We start from the raw sequence: 16,642 nt of genomic DNA, 5'->3' as shown, positions 1-16,642 counted from the left end.
GTAGCCGATCGACACGCACACCCAGCCGCGGGCGGCCAGGTGGCTCATCAGCGGATAGGCCTGGGGGCGGCGCATGCCGATCACCCAGGCGCCGCCGGGCACCTGCAGCAGCACCGGCGCCTTGCCGTCGCGCGGCAGGTCGTGGCGGCGCCAGATGTCGGCGAGGTTCGCGCGGCCGTGGGGACCGTAGGACACCACGTTGGTCTTCTGGACGTACCGGCGGCGGGCCACGGTGTTGCCCAGTGGCAGCATGCGCCGCCCGCTGCGCCGCGGTTCCGTCTGGGGCAGCTTGGCCAGCGCCTCTTCGTAGTCGTCGCCGAGTTCCTCGCGCAGCCCGGCCTCCAGCACCGGGCCCGGGGTGGTGACCCCCCGGTACTTGATCACCGCCAGGATGGCCCAGGACGCCGCCGTCAGCGCCAGCGCCGCCTTGCCGCGCCGCCCCGCGAAATCGCCGCGCCGCCCCCGCCGCAGCGCATCGAGCAGCGAGGCGGAGAAGTACACGCCCGGCACCTCGGAGGCCGGCCAGCCGAACCAGAAAACCAGGACGGTGCTGTAGCCCTTGCGGGCCAGCGGGCGTAATCCGTTGGCGGCGTTGGCCAATTCGAGCGCGGCCCGCGCGAGTGGCCGGGGTTTCCGCAGGGTCCGGGCGAGCCGCATCAGCCGGTCACCCGCGCTTGCAAATCGGCGCGCAGGATCTTGCCGGTGCTGCCGCGGGGAAGTTCGTCCAGCACCGTGATCTCGCGCGGGATCTTGTAGTTGGCCAGGTTCTCCCGCACGTGCTGCTTGAGCGCCTCGGGCGCGGCGCCCGCGTCGAGCGCGGCGCCGGGCTCGAGCACCACGAAGGCCGCCAGCCGCTGCCCGTATTGTTCGTCGTCGACGCCGATCACCGCCGCCTCCGCCACGTCGGGATGCGCCGCCAGCGTTTTCTCCACCTCGATCGGGTACACGTTCTCTCCGCCGGAGACGATCATTTCGTCATCGCGGCCGACGACGAACAGGCGCCCCGCCTCGTCGAGGTATCCCACGTCGCCCGACGACATGAACCCGGCGTGAAAGTCCTTGGTACTCCCCGAGGTGTAGCCCTCGAACTGGGTGTTGTTGCGCACGTAGATGCTGCCGACCTCACCGGTGGGCAGTTCGTTGAATTCCGGGTCCAGGATCCGGATTTCAGTCCCGCCGGCGGGCCGGCCCGCGGTGTCGGGCGCGGCCCGCAGGTCCTCCGGGGTGGCGGTCGCGATCATGCCGGCCTCGGTGGCGTTGTAGTTGTTGTAGATCACGTCGCCGAACGCGTCCATGAACGCGATGACCACGTCCGGTCGCATCCGCGAACCCGATGCCGCGGCGAACCGCAGCGACCGCCCGCTGTAGCGGCGCCGCACCTCGGCGGGCAGCTCCATGATGCGGTCGAACATCACCGGCACCACGGCGAGCCCGGTCGCCTGATGGCGGTCGATGAGGTCCAGCGTGGCCTCGGGGTCAAACTTGCGCCGGGTGATCACCGTGCAGGCCATGGACGCGGCGAAGATCAACTGAGAGAACCCCCAGGCGTGGAACATCGGCGCCACGATCACGATCTTCTCCTCGGCCCGCCACGGCGTGCGGTCCAAAATCGCCTTGAGCGTGCCGATTCCGGCGTTGCCACCGGTTTGGTTGGCGCCCTTGGGAGTTCCGGTGGTGCCGGAGGTAAGCAGGATCATCCTGCCCTTGCGGCCCGACCGCTGGGGCCGTTGCCCGGCGTACTCGGCGATCAGCTTCTCGACGGTGAGCTCGTGTTGCCCATCGGTCCAGGCCACGATGCGGCTGGCGTTCGGCCTGTCGGCCAGCGCGCGGTCCACGGTTGGGGTGAATTCCTCGTCGTAAACCACGGCGTCGACGCCCTCGCGGTTGACCACCTCGGCAAGCGCCGGCCCGGCGAACGACGTGTTGAGCAGCACGACGTCGGAGCCGATCCGGTTGGTGGCCACCACCGCCTCCACGAAGCCGCGGTGGTTGCGGCACATGATGCCCACGACTTTCGGCTGACCCGCGGGCAAGTGTTGCAGCGCGGCGCCGAACGCGTTGATCCGTTCGTCGAGCTCGCGCCAGGTCAGCGTGCCGAGTTCGTCGATCAGGCCGGGACGGTCCGGGCACCGCTGCGCCGCGCTGGCGAAGCCCACCGTCATGCCCATGCCTTCGCGGCGCATGGCCGCCGCCATCTTGAAGTAGCGGTCGGGCCGCATCGGCGCGATCATGCCGGCGCGGCTCAGCGTGCTGACCAGGCCCAGGGTCTCGCTCAGTGGATTCGCCATGGTTCAGCCCAGGATCGGGAAGCGACGCTTGGCGGCGAGTTCGGTCAGGGCGTCCTGCATCACCGACCGCACATGCTCGTCGACCTCGTCCACATCCGGGTCGTCACCGAACTGCTTGGCGATGTCGATGGGCGGGAGCACCTGCGTCACGATCTTGGTGGGCAGCGGCAAATTCGGCGGAATGACCGCACTCAGGCCGAAGGGGAAGCCGAACGACAACGGCAGAATCGCGCTGCGCAGCAAGCGTTTAATGCCCAGCCGCTCGGCCAGCCAGGTGCCGCGGGTCAAATAGAACTGCGTCTCCTGCCCGCCGATCGACACCGCCGGCACGATGGGCACGCCGGCTTCGATCGCCGTGCGGATGTAGCCCTTGCGGCCGTTGAAGTCGATGACGTTCTCCGACAGGGTGGGTCGGTAGGCGTCGTAGTCGCCGCCGGGGAACACGATCACCACCCCGCCGGAACGCAGCGCCGCTGCCGCGTTCTCCCGATTGGCCCTGATGTATCCGGTGCGCCGGAAGAATTCCGCGGTGGGTCCGGTCATCAGGATGTCGTGGCTCAGCGTGTAGACCGGCCGGTCGTAGCCGAGTTTGTCGTAGAAGTGGACGCTGAAGATCGGAACGTCCATCGGGAACATGCCGCCGGAGTGGTTGCCGACCACCAGGGCTCCACCGGGCGGGAACGCCTCCAGTCCGTGCACCTCGGACCGGAAGTAGGTCTTGAGAACGGGGCGCATCACCGCCATCAGGCGCTGGGTCAAGCCGGGGTCGAATTTGCCGATATCCCCGCCGTCGGGGTTGCCGTTGTCGGTCACGTTCCCTCCTTGACGCTCGCACTGGGCCGCTTCGCCGAGTCGAGTCCCTCGATGGTAGCGACCGGGCCTCGGTTGCTGTCACGGTGTTTCGCCCATTGCGCAACCGGGCATATGGTGTGGGCCGGGTCGGGGCGCTATTGTTACGGCGCCCTAAGTAATCCTCGAGTAAAGGGGACCCGATGGACGTAGCCGGTCTGTCTCACGAGCGTGGCGCCCGCTCGAGTGCCACCCGCAGATCGGCCGGCACCCGGGACCGGCGCGGGCGCCGCGCCCACCCCGCCGCGGTCCGCGCGGAATCAGCCCGCCCGGGTCAGGAAACGTCACGGCCCGCACCGGCCGCCGGTGCGCTCGCCGCGCCGGGCACCGCGGACGAGCTGCAGGCCGATTACTTCGTCCGACTGCTCGCCGGCCGGCGCGGCCTCATCGATCAGCGCATCGACGAGTATCAGCGCAAAATCGGCACGGCGGAGGCGCGGGGCGACCTGGACGCCGTGGCGAACTACCGCCGTCTGGCGCGCATCGCCGAGCAGGATCGGCGGACCCTGGACGCGCTGATCGACAAACTGCAGCGCCGGTTCGTCCGCCGGACGGCGGGTGCGGCCGCGCCGCAGGCACGCCCGGTGGCTCGCCGGTCCGCGCCGGGCCTGCGCTGAATCACCGCTTCCCGCAACAGTTCTCGCCGTTGGGCGGTTGATCGGGTGGTTGACGCGCAGCGCTGAGGCGCACAATGCGGCGCACCCGCGTGGCGGTGCCGATACATTCAATGGGCCAGCTGGTTTCTAGACAGGAACGAGGCCGCCCATGGGATTCATGGCTCCAGAGTTTCCCGACGTCGACCCGCAGACGTGGCTCAGCCTGCCGCGTTCGACGAGGCGCCAGATCATGACCCGGCATTGGGTCGAACACGGCTTCGGTTCGCCCTACGCGGTCTATCTGTTCTACCTCTTCAAGATCGCCGGGTACGCCGCCGGCGCCGCCGCGGTGATCTCCCTGACGCCGGGGCTGGGCGGGCTGGGCCACCTCACCGACTGGTGGACGCAGCCGATCGTCTACCAGAAGCTGGTCATCTTCACGCTGCTGTTCGAGATCCTGGGCCTGGGCTGCGGATCGGGGCCGCTGACCGCGCGGTTCTGGCCGCCGTTCGGCGGGTTCCTGTATTGGTTGCGGCCCAACACCATTCGGCTGCCGGCCTGGCCGGGCAAGGTGCCGTTCACCCGCGGCGACAGCCGAACGGTGGCCGATGTGGCGCTGTATCTCGTCGTGCTGGGCTCCGGCGTCTGGGCGCTGCTCTCACCGGGGCGGGGCAGGCCGGTGACGCCCGCGGGCGACGTCGGCCTGATCGATCCGTGGCTGGTGGTGCCAGCGATCGTCGCGCTCGCACTGCTGGGGCTGCGGGACAAGACCGTCTTCCTGGCGGCGCGCGGCGAGCACTACGGGCTGACGCTGCTGGTGTTCTTCTTCGGGTTCACCGACCAGATCGCCGCCTTCAAGATCATCATGCTGGCGCTGTGGTGGGGCGCGGCGACGTCCAAGCTCAACCACCACTTCCCGTACGTCGTGGCGGTCATGATGAGCAACAGCCCCCTGCTGCGCAGCCGGGCGTTCAACTGGTTCAAGCGACGGCTCTACCTCGACCCGGTCGACGACCTGCGGCCGTCGTGGATACCGAAGGTCATGGCCCACGTCGGCGGGACGACGGCCGAATTTCTGGTTCCGCTGGTCCTGGTGTTCTTCGCCGACGGTCACCGGTGGGCGTGGTTCCTGATCGGCTTCATGGTGCTGTTCCACCTCAACATCACCTCCACCATTCCGATGGGGGTGCCGTTGGAGTGGAACGTCTTCTTCATCTTTTCGCTGTTCTATTTGTTCGGCCATTACGCCGGTGTCACGGCCACCGGCCTGAGTTCACCGCTGCTGCTGATCATCCTGATCGTCGCGCTGGCGGTGGTGCCGATCGTGGGAAACATGTTCCCGCAACAGGTTTCGTTCCTGCCGGCGATGCGCTACTACGCGGGCAACTGGGCGACCAGCACCTGGTGCCTGCGCAAGGGCGCCGAGGACAAGATCGAGGCGAACGTCACCAAGGCGTCGGCGCTGGCACCCAATCAGCTTGCCCGCCTTTATGATCCGCAGACCGCCGAGCTCATGATCGACAAGTTGATGGGGTGGCGGTCCATGCACACCCACGGCCGGGCGCTGGGCGGGCTGGTGTCCCGCGCCCTGCCCGACGGCGCCGACGAGGCCGACTACCTGCTGCGCGACGGCGAAATCATCGCCGGACCGCTGATCGGGTGGAACTTCGGCGAAGGCCACCTGCACAACGAGCAGCTGCTGGCCGCCGTGCAGCGCCGCTGCGACTTCGACGAGGGCGACGTGCGGGTGATCATCCTGGAAGCCCAGCCGATCCAGCGCCAGACGCAGGCCTACCGCATCGTCGACGCCAAGACCGGGCTCGTCGAAGAGGGCTACGTCGACGTCGCGGACATGCTGAGCCGGCAGCCCTGGCCCGAGCCCGGCGACGACTACCCCGTCCACGTCACGACGGTCCATGCGTAAGGCCGTCGTCGTCGGCGCCGGGCCCAACGGCCTGGCCGCGGCCATCCGACTCGCCCGCGACGGCGTCGACGTGCAGGTGCTCGAGGCGCGCGAGACCGTCGGCGGGGGAGCGCGCTCGGCCGAGCTGACGGTGCCCGGGGTGATCCACGACGTCTGCGCGGCGGCGCATCCGATGGCGGTGGGTTCACCGTTCTGGGACGAGATCGGCCTGAGTCGATATGGACTGACCTGGAAATGGCCGGAGGTCGACTGCGCGCACCCGCTCGACGACGGCACCGCGGGGTCGCTGTATCGCTCGATGGACCGAACCGTGGCCGAAATGGGCGCCGACGGACGGCGGTGGCGGCTCGCGGTGGGCGATCTCGCCGCCGGCTTCGACGAGCTGTGCCAAGACCTGATGCGCCCGGTCCTGCATCTTCCGCAACACCCCATCCGGCTTGCTGCCTTCGGACCGCGCGCGGTGCTGCCGGCCACGGTGCTGGCTCGCTGGTTTCGCACCGAGCGCGTACGCGCGCTGTACGGCGGCCAGGCCGCGCACGCCTACACCCGGCTGGACCGGCCACTGACGGCCGCGATGGCGCTGATGTTCATGGCCAGCGGGCACCACTACGGCTGGCCGGTGGCTGAGGGCGGATCGGGGTCGATCATCGCGGCGCTGGCAGCCGTGCTGGCCGAACACGGCGCCGCGATCACCACCGGCGTCACCGTGACCAGCCGCAAAGACATTCCCGACGCCGACATCGTCATGCTCGACCTGACTCCCGCCGCGGCACTGCAGATCTACGGCGACGCCATGCCCGCGCGGATCAAGCGATCGTATGAGCGGTACCGCCAGGGCTCGTCGGCATTCAAGGTCGACTACGCCGTCCAGGGCGACATCCCGTGGACCAGTCCCGACTGCGGTCACGCCGGCACCGTGCATCTGGGCGGGACATTCGCCGAGATCGCGCACAGCGAACGCGAGCGGGCGCAAGGACGGATGTACCGGCGGCCGTTCATCATCCTCGGGCAGCAATACCTGGCCGACCCGTCGCGCTCGGCGGGCAATATCAACCCGATCTACGCCTACGCTCACGTGCCATTCGGCTACACCGGCGACGCCACCGAGATCATCACCGACCAGATCGAGCGGTTCGCCCCGGGATTCCGCGACCGCATCGTCGCGACCGTGAGCACCGGCACCGCCGACCTGGCGGCCTACAACCCCAACTACATCGGCGGCGACATCATCGGCGGCGCCAACGACGGGCTCCAGGTCATCCTGCGGCCGCGCGTCTCGGTCAACCCGTACGCGACCGGGGTGCCCGGCGTCTACCTATGCTCGCAATCGACGCCGCCGGGAGCCGGCATCCACGGCCTGTGTGGGTACTACGCCGCCGGGGCGGCGCTGGGATGGCTGCGCAAGCGTGGCCGCTAACCGGACCGCGTGTGGCCGAGGTCACGGGTGATATACCAGCGCGGCAATGGTAGCCGCCCCTGATCTAGGCTGGCGACGAGCGCAAATCAGCGGACACCGGAAAGAAAGACGACAGGAGAGACAAGTGACGGTCCGAGTAGGTATCAACGGCTTCGGTCGCATCGGGCGGAACTTCTACCGGGCCTTGCTGGCTCAACAGGAGCAGGGCACCGCGGATATCGAGGTGGTCGCCGTCAACGACCTGACCGACAACGCCAGCCTGGCGCACCTGCTGAAATTCGACTCCATCCTGGGTCGGCTGCCGCACGACGTCAGCCTCGAGGGCGACGACACCATCGTCGTCGGCAACAAGAAGATCAAGGCGCTCGAGGTCAAGGAAGGCCCGGCGGCGCTGCCCTGGGGCGACCTGGGCGTCGACGTCGTCGTCGAGTCCACCGGCATCTTCACCAACGCCGCCAAGGCCAAGGGGCACCTGGACGCCGGCGCCAAGAAGGTGATCATCTCCGCGCCCGCCACCGACGAGGACATCACCATCGTGCTGGGCGTCAACGACGACAAGTACGACGGCAGCCAGAACATCATCTCCAACGCCTCGTGCACCACCAACTGCCTGGGGCCGCTGGCCAAGGTCCTCAACGACGAGTTCGGCATCGTCAAGGGCCTGATGACCACCATCCACGCCTACACCCAGGACCAGAACCTGCAGGACGGGCCGCACAAGGACCTGCGCCGGGCCCGCGCCGCCGCGCTGAACATCGTGCCGACCTCCACCGGCGCGGCCAAGGCCATCGGCCTAGTGCTGCCGGAACTGAAGGGCAAGCTGGACGGCTACGCGCTGCGGGTGCCGATCCCCACCGGCTCGGTCACCGACCTCACCGCCGAGCTGTCCAAGTCGGTCAGCGCCGAGGACATCAACGCCGCGTTCAAGGCCGCGGCCGAGGGCAAGCTCAAGGGCATCCTGAAGTACTACGACGCCCCGATCGTCTCCAGCGACATCGTCACCGACCCGCACAGCTCGATCTTCGACTCGGGTCTGACCAAGGTGATCGACAACCAGGCCAAGGTCGTCTCCTGGTACGACAACGAATGGGGCTACTCCAACCGCCTCGTCGACCTGGTCGCCCTGGTCGGCAAGTCGCTGTAAACCGTGGCCGTCCACACCCTGAAAGACCTTCTCGCCGAGGGGGTTTCCGGACGCGGCGTGCTGGTGCGCTCGGACCTGAACGTGCCGCTGGACGACGGGAAGATCACCGACGCCGGCCGCATCACCGCCTCGGTGCCGACGCTGCAGGCGTTGGTCGAGGCGGGCGCCAAGGTGGTGATCACCGCGCACCTCGGCCGGCCCAAGGACGGAGCCGACCCGAAGCTGTCGCTGGCGCCCGTCGCCGCCGCGCTCGGTGAGCAACTCGGCCGGCACGTCCAACTGGCCGGCGACGTCGTGGGCACCGACGCGCTGGCCCGCGCCGAGGGCCTGACCGACGGCGACGTCCTGCTGCTGGAGAACATCCGCTTCGACGCCCGCGAAACCAGCAAAGACGACGGCGAACGCCTGGCGCTGGCCCGCCAGCTGGCCGAATTGGTCGGTCCGACAGGGGCTTTCGTCTCCGACGGCTTCGGCGTGGTGCACCGCAAGCAGGCCTCGGTGTACGACATCGCCACCCTGCTGCCGCATTACGCCGGCACGCTGGTGGCCGAGGAGATCGCCGTGCTGGAGCAGTTGACCAGCTCCACCAAACGCCCCTACGCGGTGGTGCTCGGCGGGTCGAAGGTGTCCGACAAGCTCGGTGTGATCGAATCGCTGGCCACCAAGGCCGACAGCATCGTCATCGGCGGCGGCATGTGCTTCACTTTCCTTGCCGCGCAAGGTTTCTCGGTCGGCAAGTCGCTGCTGGAGACCGAGATGGTGGACACCTGCCGCGAGCTGCTGGACACCTACGTCGACGTGCTGCGGCTGCCGGTGGACATCGTGGTGGGCGACAAGTTCGCCGCCGACGCGACACCGCAGACCGTCGCGGCCGACGCCATCCCGGACGACGTGATGGGCCTGGACATCGGGCCGGGCTCGGTCAAACGGTTCACCACGTTGCTGTCCAACGCCCAAACCGTGTTCTGGAACGGGCCGATGGGCGTGTTCGAATTTCCCGCCTTCGCCGCGGGCACCAAGGGCGTCGCCGAGGCGATCGCCGCGGCCACCGGCAAGGGCGCGTTCAGCGTGGTGGGCGGCGGGGACTCCGCGGCCGCGGTGCGCGCACTGGGCATCCCGGAGGGCGACTTCTCGCACATCTCGACCGGTGGGGGAGCGTCGCTGGAATACCTTGAGGGCAAGACGCTTCCGGGTATCGAGGTGTTGAGTCGACCCCAGCCCGACCACAACTAGAAAGGCCCCAGAGTCGTGAGCCGCAAACCGCTGATCGCCGGCAACTGGAAGATGAACCTCAACCACTTCGAGGCCATCGCGCTGGTGCAAAAGATCGCGTTCGCGTTGCCGGACAAGTACTACGACAAGGTCGACGTCACGGTGCTACCGCCGTTCACGGATCTGCGCAGCGTGCAGACCCTGGTCGACGGGGACAAGCTGCGGTTGACCTACGGCGCCCAGGACCTGTCCGAACACGACTCGGGTGCCTACACCGGCGACATCAGCGGCGCCTTCCTGGCCAAGCTGGGCTGCACGTTCGTCGTCGTCGGGCACTCCGAACGGCGGACCTACCACCACGAGGACGACGCGGTGGTGGCCGCCAAGGCCGCCGCGGCGCTCAAGCACGAGCTGACCCCGATCGTGTGCGTGGGCGAACACCTCGACATCCGTGAGGCCGGCCAGCATGTCAGCCATTGCGAGAAGCAGGTGCGTGAGTCGCTGGCCGGGTTGTCGGCCGAGCAGATCGCCAAGGTCGTCATCGCCTACGAGCCGGTGTGGGCGATCGGCACCGGACGGGTGGCCAGCGCCGCCGACGCTCAGGAGGTCTGCAAGGCGATCCGCGAACAGTTGGCGTCACTCGCCTCGCCGGAGGTCGCCGACTCGGTGCGGGTGCTCTACGGCGGATCGGTGAACGCCAAGAACATCGGCGAGCTGATCGCCCGCGACGACATCGACGGCGGACTGGTCGGCGGCGCCTCCCTGGACGGCGAGCAGTTCGCCACGCTGGCGGCGATCGCCGCCGGCGGGCCTCTTCCTTGAGCACGGCTTCGCCCAGGTAGGCTGGCCGTCATGCAGTTGGCTTTGCAGATCACCCTGGTCGTCACCAGCATCCTGGTGGTGCTGCTGGTGCTGCTGCACCGCGCCAAGGGTGGCGGCCTGTCCACGCTGTTCGGTGGCGGCGTGCAGTCCAGCCTGTCCGGCTCCACGGTGGTGGAGAAGAACCTGGACCGGCTGACGTATTTCATCACCGCCATCTGGCTGGTGTGCATCATCGGCATGGCGCTGATGATCAAATATCGCTGACGGCGCGCGTGTCCCGCGCGGTCACAGCGCGGCGGTGAGCCTCCACAGCGCTTCCCGGTCGACCGAGTCGGAGCGGTCCAGCGGGCTGAGCACGATGTCGGTGGCTCCGGCGTCACGGTAGCGGCGCAACTGGCGGGTTACGGACTCCTCGGGCCCGATCGCGGCGAGGTCGACGACACTGGCGAGGCCTTCCCGGGCGATCACGTTGCGATACGACGGGATGGCCTCATAAAAACTCAGCTGCTGGGCGGCGGCGCTGCGGGCGCCGTCGACGTCGTCGGCCAACAGCACGGGCACCGCGGCGATGACGCGCGGTGCCGGGCGGCCCGCCCCGGCCGCCGCCTTGGTGATCTCGGGCACGATGAATTCTTCGATGGTGCGGGGCCCGGCCAGATAGGGCAGTGTGCCGTCGGCCAGTTCGCCCGTGACCCGCAGCGCCTTGGGGCCCATCGCCGCCACATACACCGGGATCGGTGTGCCGCCGGGCACCCGCACCGGCCAGGTGGGGCTGGCGTGCAGTTCGCTGCCGTGAAAGTCGACGCCGCCGCTGTTGAACACCGACGCCAGGATCGTCAGGTGCTCGCGCAGCCGGGTGATGGTGTTGGGAAAGTCGGTGCCGAAGGCCGGGCGCTCCACCTGTCGGGCACCCAGTCCCAGCCCCAGGCTGAAGTTGCCGTGCGCGGCGGCCTGCGCCGTTTGCGCCAACGAGGCGACGATCAGCGGGTGACGGGGATTGATCGGCACCACCGAAGTGCCCACGCCCAGCCCGGGCACGGCGGCTCCGACGAGCGCGGCGAGCGCGATCGCGTCGTAGTTCTGCTGTTGGGGTAGCCACACCTGCGCGACACCGAGCTCGTGGGCTCGTTGGGCTTGGGCGATCACGTCATCGACGAGGTTGGGGGCATCGGGACGGGCCATGAGGATGATTCCGGTGGACATGTCCGCAACCAACACGGTTGATCGGCCGGTCATTCCTGTTTAATCACGCTGATCTGACGCGCTGGGCGCCATGGTGATTCACGGCCGCGGACGGTCCCCGACGGGCGGCCGCGGACAACCGCGTCGATACTGGGACTCATGGTTGAGGCATCCGAGGGCACGCTGGAACCGATCGGCGCCGTGCAGCGCACCCTGGTGGGTCGCGAGGCGACCGAGCCGATGCGGGCCGACATCAGGCTGCTGGGCGCCATTCTGGGTGACACGGTGCGCGAGCAGAACGGTCACGAGGTGTTCGAGCTCGTCGAGCGGGCCCGGGTCGAATCGTTTCGGGTGCGACGCTCCGAGATCGACCGCGCGGAGCTGGCGCGGATGTTCGATGACATCGACATCCACCAGGCGATCCCGGTCATTCGGGCGTTCAGCCACTTCGCGTTGCTGGCCAACGTCGCCGAAGACATCCACCGCGAGCGCCGCCGGGCGATTCACGTCGCCGCCGGCGAGGCGCCGCAGGACAGCAGCCTGGCCGCTACCTACGCCAAACTCGACTCCGCGCAACTGAATTCGGCCACCGTTGCCGGTGCGCTGAAGGGTGCCGTGGTGGCGCCGGTGATCACCGCGCATCCCACCGAGACCCGCCGGCGCACCGTGTTCGTCACCCAGCACCGGATCACCGAACTGATGCGGCTGCACGCCGAGGGACACGAAGAAACCGACGACGGCCGTAACATCGAACGCGAGTTGCGCCGCCAGGTCCTCACGCTGTGGCAGACCGCGCTGATCCGGTTGTCCCGGCTGCAGATCACCGACGAGATCGAGGTGGGGCTGCGCTACTACGCCGCCGCGTTCTTCAAGGTGATCCCGCAGGTCAACGCCGAGGTGCGCGACGCGCTGCGGAAGCGCTGGCCCGACGCGGACCTGCTCGATCAGCCGATCCTGCAGCCCGGTTCGTGGATCGGCGGGGACCGCGACGGCAATCCGAACGTGACGGGCGACGTGGTGCGCCAGGCCACCGGCAACGCCGCGTTCACCGCGCTGGCGCACTACCTGGCCGAACTGACCGCGCTGGAACAGGAGCTGTCGATGTCGGCGCGCCTGGTCGCGGTCAGCCCCGAGCTGACCGAACTGGCCGAGGGCTGCGGTGAGAAGGCCCGCGCCGACGAGCCGTATCGGCGCGCGGTGCGGGTGATCCGCGCCCGGCTCACCGCGACCGGCGCCGAGATCCTGGACCGCCGACCCCAGCACGAGCTGGACCTCGGGTTGCCGCCGTATGCCGCCCCGGGCGAGCTGCGGGCCGACCTGGACGCCGTCGATGCGTCGCTGCGCGCGCACGGCAGCGCGCTGCTGGCCGACGACCGCCTGGCGCTGCTGCGAGAAGGCGTGCGGGTCTTCGGGTTTCACCTGTGCGGCCTGGACATGCGGCAAAACTCCGACGTGCACGAGGAGGTGGTCGCCGAACTGCTGGCGTGGTCCGGGGTGCACCCCGATTACGGTTCGCTGCCCGAAGACGACCGGGTCGAGCTGCTGGCCGCCGAGCTGGCCACCCGCCGGCCGCTGGTCGGTGACCGCGCGGAACTGTCCGAACTGGCCCGCAAAGAGCTGGGCGTGGTGCGCGCGGCGGCGCACGCCATCAAGCGCTACGGACCGTCCGCCGTGCCCAATTACGTGATCTCCATGTGTCGTTCGGTCTCCGACGTCCTCGAGGCCGCGATCCTGCTCAAGGAGGCCGGCCTCATCGACGCGTCCGGGGAGGCGCCGTACTGCCCGGTCGGCATCTCACCGCTGTTCGAGACCATCGACGACCTGCACAACGGCGCCACCATCCTGCACGCCATGCTCGAACTCCCGATCTACCGCGCCCTGGTGGCCGCCCGCGACGACAGCCAGGAGGTGATGCTGGGGTATTCCGATTCCAACAAGGACGGCGGCTACCTGGCGTCCAGCTGGGCGGTGTACCGGGCCGAGCTGGCCCTGGTGGAGGTGGCCCGCAAAACCGGAATCCGGTTGCGGCTCTTCCATGGTCGCGGCGGCACCGTCGGCCGCGGCGGCGGGCCGAGCTATGAGGCAATCCTGGCGCAGCCGCCGGGCGCGGTGAACGGTTCGCTGCGACTCACCGAGCAGGGTGAGGTGATCGCCGCCAAGTACGCCGAACCGCAAGCGGCCCAACGCAATCTGGAGAGCCTGCTGGCCGCTACGCTGGAATCCACGCTGCTGGATGTGGAGGGCCTGGGCGACGCCGCCGAACCGGCGTACGCGGTGCTCGACGAGGTGGCCGTGCTGGCCCAGCGTGCCTACGCCGAATTGGTGCACGAGACACCGGGTTTCGTCGACTACTTCATGGCCTCCACGCCGGTCAGCGAGATCGGTTCGCTGAACATCGGCAGCCGCCCCACCTCACGCAAACCCACCGAGTCCATCTCGGACCTTCGCGCCATCCCCTGGGTGCTGGCGTGGAGCCAGTCGCGGGTCATGCTGCCCGGCTGGTATGGCACCGGGTCGGCGTTCGAACAGTGGATCGCGGCCGGCCCGGAAAGCGAAAGCGAGCGGGTGGACACCCTGCACGAGTTGTACCAGCGCTGGCCGTTTTTCCGCAGCGTGCTGTCCAACCTGGCCCAGGTGCTGGCCAAAAGCGACCTCGGGCTGGCGGCGCGCTACGCCGAATTGGTGGACGACGAGGAATTGCGGCGCCGGGTGTTCGACAAGATCGTCGACGAGCACCGGCGAACCATCGCCATGCACAAGCTCATCACCGGCCAGGACAACCTGCTCGCCGACAACCCGGCGCTGGCGCGTTCGGTGTTCAACCGCTTCCCCTACCTCGAGCCCCTCAATCACCTGCAGGTGGAGTTGCTGCGCCGCTACCGCTCCGGCGACGACGACGAATTGGTGCAGCGCGGCATTTTGCTGACCATGAACGGGCTCGCCAGCGCGCTGCGAAACAGCGGCTGATAACCCGCGATTCGTCTCCCCGGGCCGGCCCCCCGCGAATACCCTGATTGACGCGACGTCGACCGAGGAGACCAGTGAGCGGATCCGGACTACCCCTGTGGCTCTTTCTGGCCTCGGTCGTGGCGGTGGCGATCGCCATCGCGGTGGCTTCCATCTGGCTGGGCAATCGCATCCTGCCGAGCCGGCGAAACGGCAAGGAACACAATCCGGCGATCGCCTCGTTCCTCACCGTCGTCGGCTTCATCTACGGCGCCCTGCTGGGGTTCACCGTGGTGGCCACCTGGGAACACTTTTCGTCCACTCAGGTCGTCGTCTCCGGTGAGGCGTCGGCCCTGACGACGATGTACCGGCAAACCGTCGCCATGCCCGAACCGGAGCGAACCGAGATCCAGGAGCTGTTGCGCAAATACGCGGGCGCGGTGGCCGGCCCGGAGTGGAACAAGCAGCGCAACGACGGCGCGCGCGCCGCGATCACCCGGATGTATCGCACGGTCGGCCGCCAGCAACCCAACGTCGCGGCGAAGCCGATCAATCAGCAATTCCTCAACCAGTTGAGCGAATTGGCCTCCGACCGCAACGAACGCATCGTCGGCACCAAGCCACGGATCCCGCCCCTGATGTGGGCGGGGTTGATCTTCGGCGCGGTTGTGCTGGTTGCGTTTACGGGTTTCCTGCGGCTGGGCAGCACCGTCGGTCACGTCGTGGTGTCCAGCACGGTCGCGGTGCTGCTGGGTCTGCTGCTGTGCGTCGTGTTCCAGCTCGACCACTCCTATGCCACCGACCAGCGGATCACGTCGGGGCCATTCCAGCACGCGCTGGACATCTTCGATTCGGTCGACAACGACAGCCGCTACTTCCCGCGCTGAGCATCGACGCTGAGGGCGAGTCGGTTCAGCCCTTCAGCAGCTCGCCGACGTGCGCGATGACCGAATCGGTGAGGCCCTGCAGGTCATAACCGCCCTCGAGCACCGCCACCAGGCGCCCGTCGCACAGCCTTTCGGCCGAGGCCATCAATTCCCGGGTGACCCAGGCGAAGTCGTCGGCCGTCATGGTCAGCGAGCCGAGCGGATCGCGTTCGTGGGCGTCGAAACCGGCGGACACGATGATCAGCTCGGGCGAAAAGCCTTGCAGCGCAGGTAGTATCCGATCCTCGAAGGCCGCGCGCAGCTCGGTCCCGCCGTCACCGGGTGCAAGGGGCGCGTTGAAGATGTTGCCCACCCCGGTTTCTCGCACCGCACCGGTGCCGGGGAACAGCGGCATCTGATGTGTGGACGCGTAGAGCACGCTGGGGTCGGAGTAGAAGATCTGCTGGGTGCCGTTGCCGTGGTGGACGTCGAAATCGACGATGGCGACGCGCGTCAGCCCGTGTTTGCGCTGCGCGTGCCGCGCGCCGATGCTGATGTTGTTGAACAGGCAGAAACCCATGGCGCGCTCGGTCTCGGCGTGGTGGCCCGGCGGACGGCACGCGACGAACGCGTTCTGCGCGTCACCGGCCAGCACCGCGTCCACGGCCTGCAGCGTGGCGCCGACCCCGCGCAGCGCCGTCTCCCAGGTCGAGGGCTCCATCATGGTGTCGCCGCCGTCAAGGTAGACGTAACCGTCTTCGGGCCGCGCGGCTTCCAACGCGTCCACGTAGCGATTGGAGTGCACATAGCGCGTCGCCGCGAGGTCGGCCGGCTCGGCCTCCGCACGCATCAGCGTGTCGAATTGTGGCCGGCTCAGCGCCGCCGCCACCGCGCGGTAGCGGTCCGGTCGCTCCGGATGGCCGGGCGCGGTCCGATGGTCCGCGAACGCGGAATGGTGCAGCAGCAACGTGGCCATCGAAGGTCCCGCCGGGCGCCTACTGCACGGTCCGGTTGCGCAGCCGGTCCACCAGACCTCGCACCGCGTGCTCGGTGATCGCCAGGGGAGACATCATGGTCTCGCCCACCCGCACCATGTCGTCGACCCGCGCCACGATGGCCTCCACCGGCTCGACCAGCACGATCAGCCGCTTGGCCAGATCGTCCAGGCTGGTCATCGTGCCGTCCAGGTGATCCAGGCCGGCTTCCAGGCGTTCCACCGTGGCGTTGAGGGCCGACAGGGAACTGCTCAGCTCCTTCATGGTGATGCTCAACCCGTCGAGGACGTCTTCGACCTGCTCCACGGTCTTGTCGGCGTTCAACGCGGCCTGGGTGAGCGTCTTGATCCGGCTTCGCTCTTGCCCCCCGCGCGCGGTTCTGTCTGCCATGACCGTCATTA

General features: G+C 68.5%; 14 protein-coding genes and 1 pseudogene. 9 read left to right on the top strand and 6 right to left on the bottom strand.

All coding sequences use genetic code 11. From position 1 onward, the window contains the following. The 3 genes and pseudogenes from A5624_RS08485 to A5624_RS08475 form a co-directional block, all read right to left on the bottom strand. Positions 1 to 657, bottom strand: a pseudogene (locus tag A5624_RS08485) (alpha/beta hydrolase); the annotation flags it as partial. Beyond that, a complete protein-coding gene (fadD12, locus tag A5624_RS08480) occupies positions 657 to 2,288 on the bottom strand; it encodes an acyl-CoA ligase FadD12 (RefSeq protein WP_066864525.1) in 1,632 nt (543 codons plus the stop codon). The pseudogene A5624_RS08485 and the gene fadD12, both read right to left, overlap by 1 nt. Before the next feature lie 3 nt (positions 2,289 to 2,291). Then, positions 2,292 to 3,032, bottom strand: a complete 741-nt coding sequence (locus A5624_RS08475) for a lysophospholipid acyltransferase family protein (RefSeq protein ID WP_231997706.1) — start codon at positions 3,030 to 3,032, stop codon at positions 2,292 to 2,294. A gap of 248 nt (positions 3,033 to 3,280) precedes the next feature. Here A5624_RS08475 and A5624_RS08470 point away from each other — a divergent pair, with 248 nt between their 5' ends. The 7 genes from A5624_RS08470 to secG all read left to right on the top strand — a co-directional run bounded on the left by A5624_RS08470 (position 3,281) and on the right by secG (position 10,516). Continuing rightward, on the top strand, positions 3,281 to 3,754 hold the full coding sequence (locus A5624_RS08470) for a hypothetical protein (protein WP_231999924.1): 474 nt from the start codon (positions 3,281 to 3,283) through the stop codon (positions 3,752 to 3,754). Positions 3,755 to 3,902: 148 nt separating this feature from the next. Then, complete coding sequence (locus tag A5624_RS08465) at positions 3,903 to 5,657, top strand: DUF3556 domain-containing protein (protein WP_066864521.1); 1,755 nt, start codon at positions 3,903 to 3,905, stop codon at positions 5,655 to 5,657. Continuing rightward, positions 5,650 to 7,074 (top strand): NAD(P)/FAD-dependent oxidoreductase, encoded by a 1,425-nt coding sequence (locus A5624_RS08460; protein ID WP_066864519.1) that lies wholly within the window; start codon positions 5,650 to 5,652, stop codon positions 7,072 to 7,074. Before A5624_RS08465 ends, A5624_RS08460 begins: the two co-directional genes overlap by 8 nt. Before the next feature lie 124 nt (positions 7,075 to 7,198). Continuing rightward, positions 7,199 to 8,218 carry a type I glyceraldehyde-3-phosphate dehydrogenase gene (gap, locus tag A5624_RS08455; RefSeq protein ID WP_066864516.1) on the top strand — a complete coding sequence of 340 codons (1,020 nt, stop codon included), beginning with the start codon at positions 7,199 to 7,201 and terminating at the stop codon, positions 8,216 to 8,218. Positions 8,219 to 8,221: 3 nt separating this feature from the next. Next, on the top strand, positions 8,222 to 9,451 hold the full coding sequence (pgk, locus tag A5624_RS08450; protein WP_066864513.1) for a phosphoglycerate kinase: 1,230 nt from the start codon (positions 8,222 to 8,224) through the stop codon (positions 9,449 to 9,451). A gap of 15 nt (positions 9,452 to 9,466) precedes the next feature. Continuing rightward, positions 9,467 to 10,252 carry a triose-phosphate isomerase gene (tpiA, locus tag A5624_RS08445; protein WP_066864509.1) on the top strand — a complete coding sequence of 262 codons (786 nt, stop codon included), beginning with the start codon at positions 9,467 to 9,469 and terminating at the stop codon, positions 10,250 to 10,252. A gap of 30 nt (positions 10,253 to 10,282) precedes the next feature. Then, positions 10,283 to 10,516: a preprotein translocase subunit SecG gene (secG, locus tag A5624_RS08440; RefSeq protein WP_066864507.1), complete on the top strand. Its 234-nt coding sequence runs from the start codon at positions 10,283 to 10,285 to the stop codon at positions 10,514 to 10,516. Between the two features lie 21 nt (positions 10,517 to 10,537). Here the strand turns inward: secG and A5624_RS08435 are convergent, their stop codons facing one another. Then, positions 10,538 to 11,455, bottom strand: coding sequence for an LLM class F420-dependent oxidoreductase (locus A5624_RS08435; protein ID WP_066864532.1), 918 nt, complete (start codon positions 11,453 to 11,455; stop codon positions 10,538 to 10,540). A gap of 138 nt (positions 11,456 to 11,593) precedes the next feature. Between A5624_RS08435 and ppc the strand changes: the two genes are divergently transcribed. Continuing rightward, positions 11,594 to 14,401, top strand: a complete 2,808-nt coding sequence (ppc, locus tag A5624_RS08430; RefSeq protein WP_066864505.1) for a phosphoenolpyruvate carboxylase — start codon at positions 11,594 to 11,596, stop codon at positions 14,399 to 14,401. Between the two features lie 74 nt (positions 14,402 to 14,475). Continuing rightward, complete coding sequence (locus A5624_RS08425; RefSeq protein WP_066864503.1) at positions 14,476 to 15,267, top strand: DUF4239 domain-containing protein; 792 nt, start codon at positions 14,476 to 14,478, stop codon at positions 15,265 to 15,267. Positions 15,268 to 15,292: 25 nt separating this feature from the next. On the opposite strand, the gene A5624_RS08420 is transcribed toward A5624_RS08425, so the two are convergent. Both A5624_RS08420 and A5624_RS08415 read right to left on the bottom strand, forming a co-directional pair. After that, positions 15,293 to 16,222 carry a histone deacetylase family protein gene (locus A5624_RS08420; protein WP_066864500.1) on the bottom strand — a complete coding sequence of 310 codons (930 nt, stop codon included), beginning with the start codon at positions 16,220 to 16,222 and terminating at the stop codon, positions 15,293 to 15,295. Positions 16,223 to 16,241: 19 nt separating this feature from the next. Next, positions 16,242 to 16,640 carry an ATPase gene (locus A5624_RS08415; RefSeq protein ID WP_066864498.1) on the bottom strand — a complete coding sequence of 133 codons (399 nt, stop codon included), beginning with the start codon at positions 16,638 to 16,640 and terminating at the stop codon, positions 16,242 to 16,244. Between the last annotated feature and the right edge of the window lie 2 nt (positions 16,641 to 16,642).

The organism is Mycobacterium sp. 1482292.6, assembly GCF_001672995.1.
Taxonomy (GTDB): domain Bacteria; phylum Actinomycetota; class Actinomycetes; order Mycobacteriales; family Mycobacteriaceae; genus Mycobacterium; species Mycobacterium europaeum_A.
The sequence above is the reverse complement of the archived record's forward strand: the minus strand, read 5'-3'. Positions and strand labels throughout refer to the sequence as shown.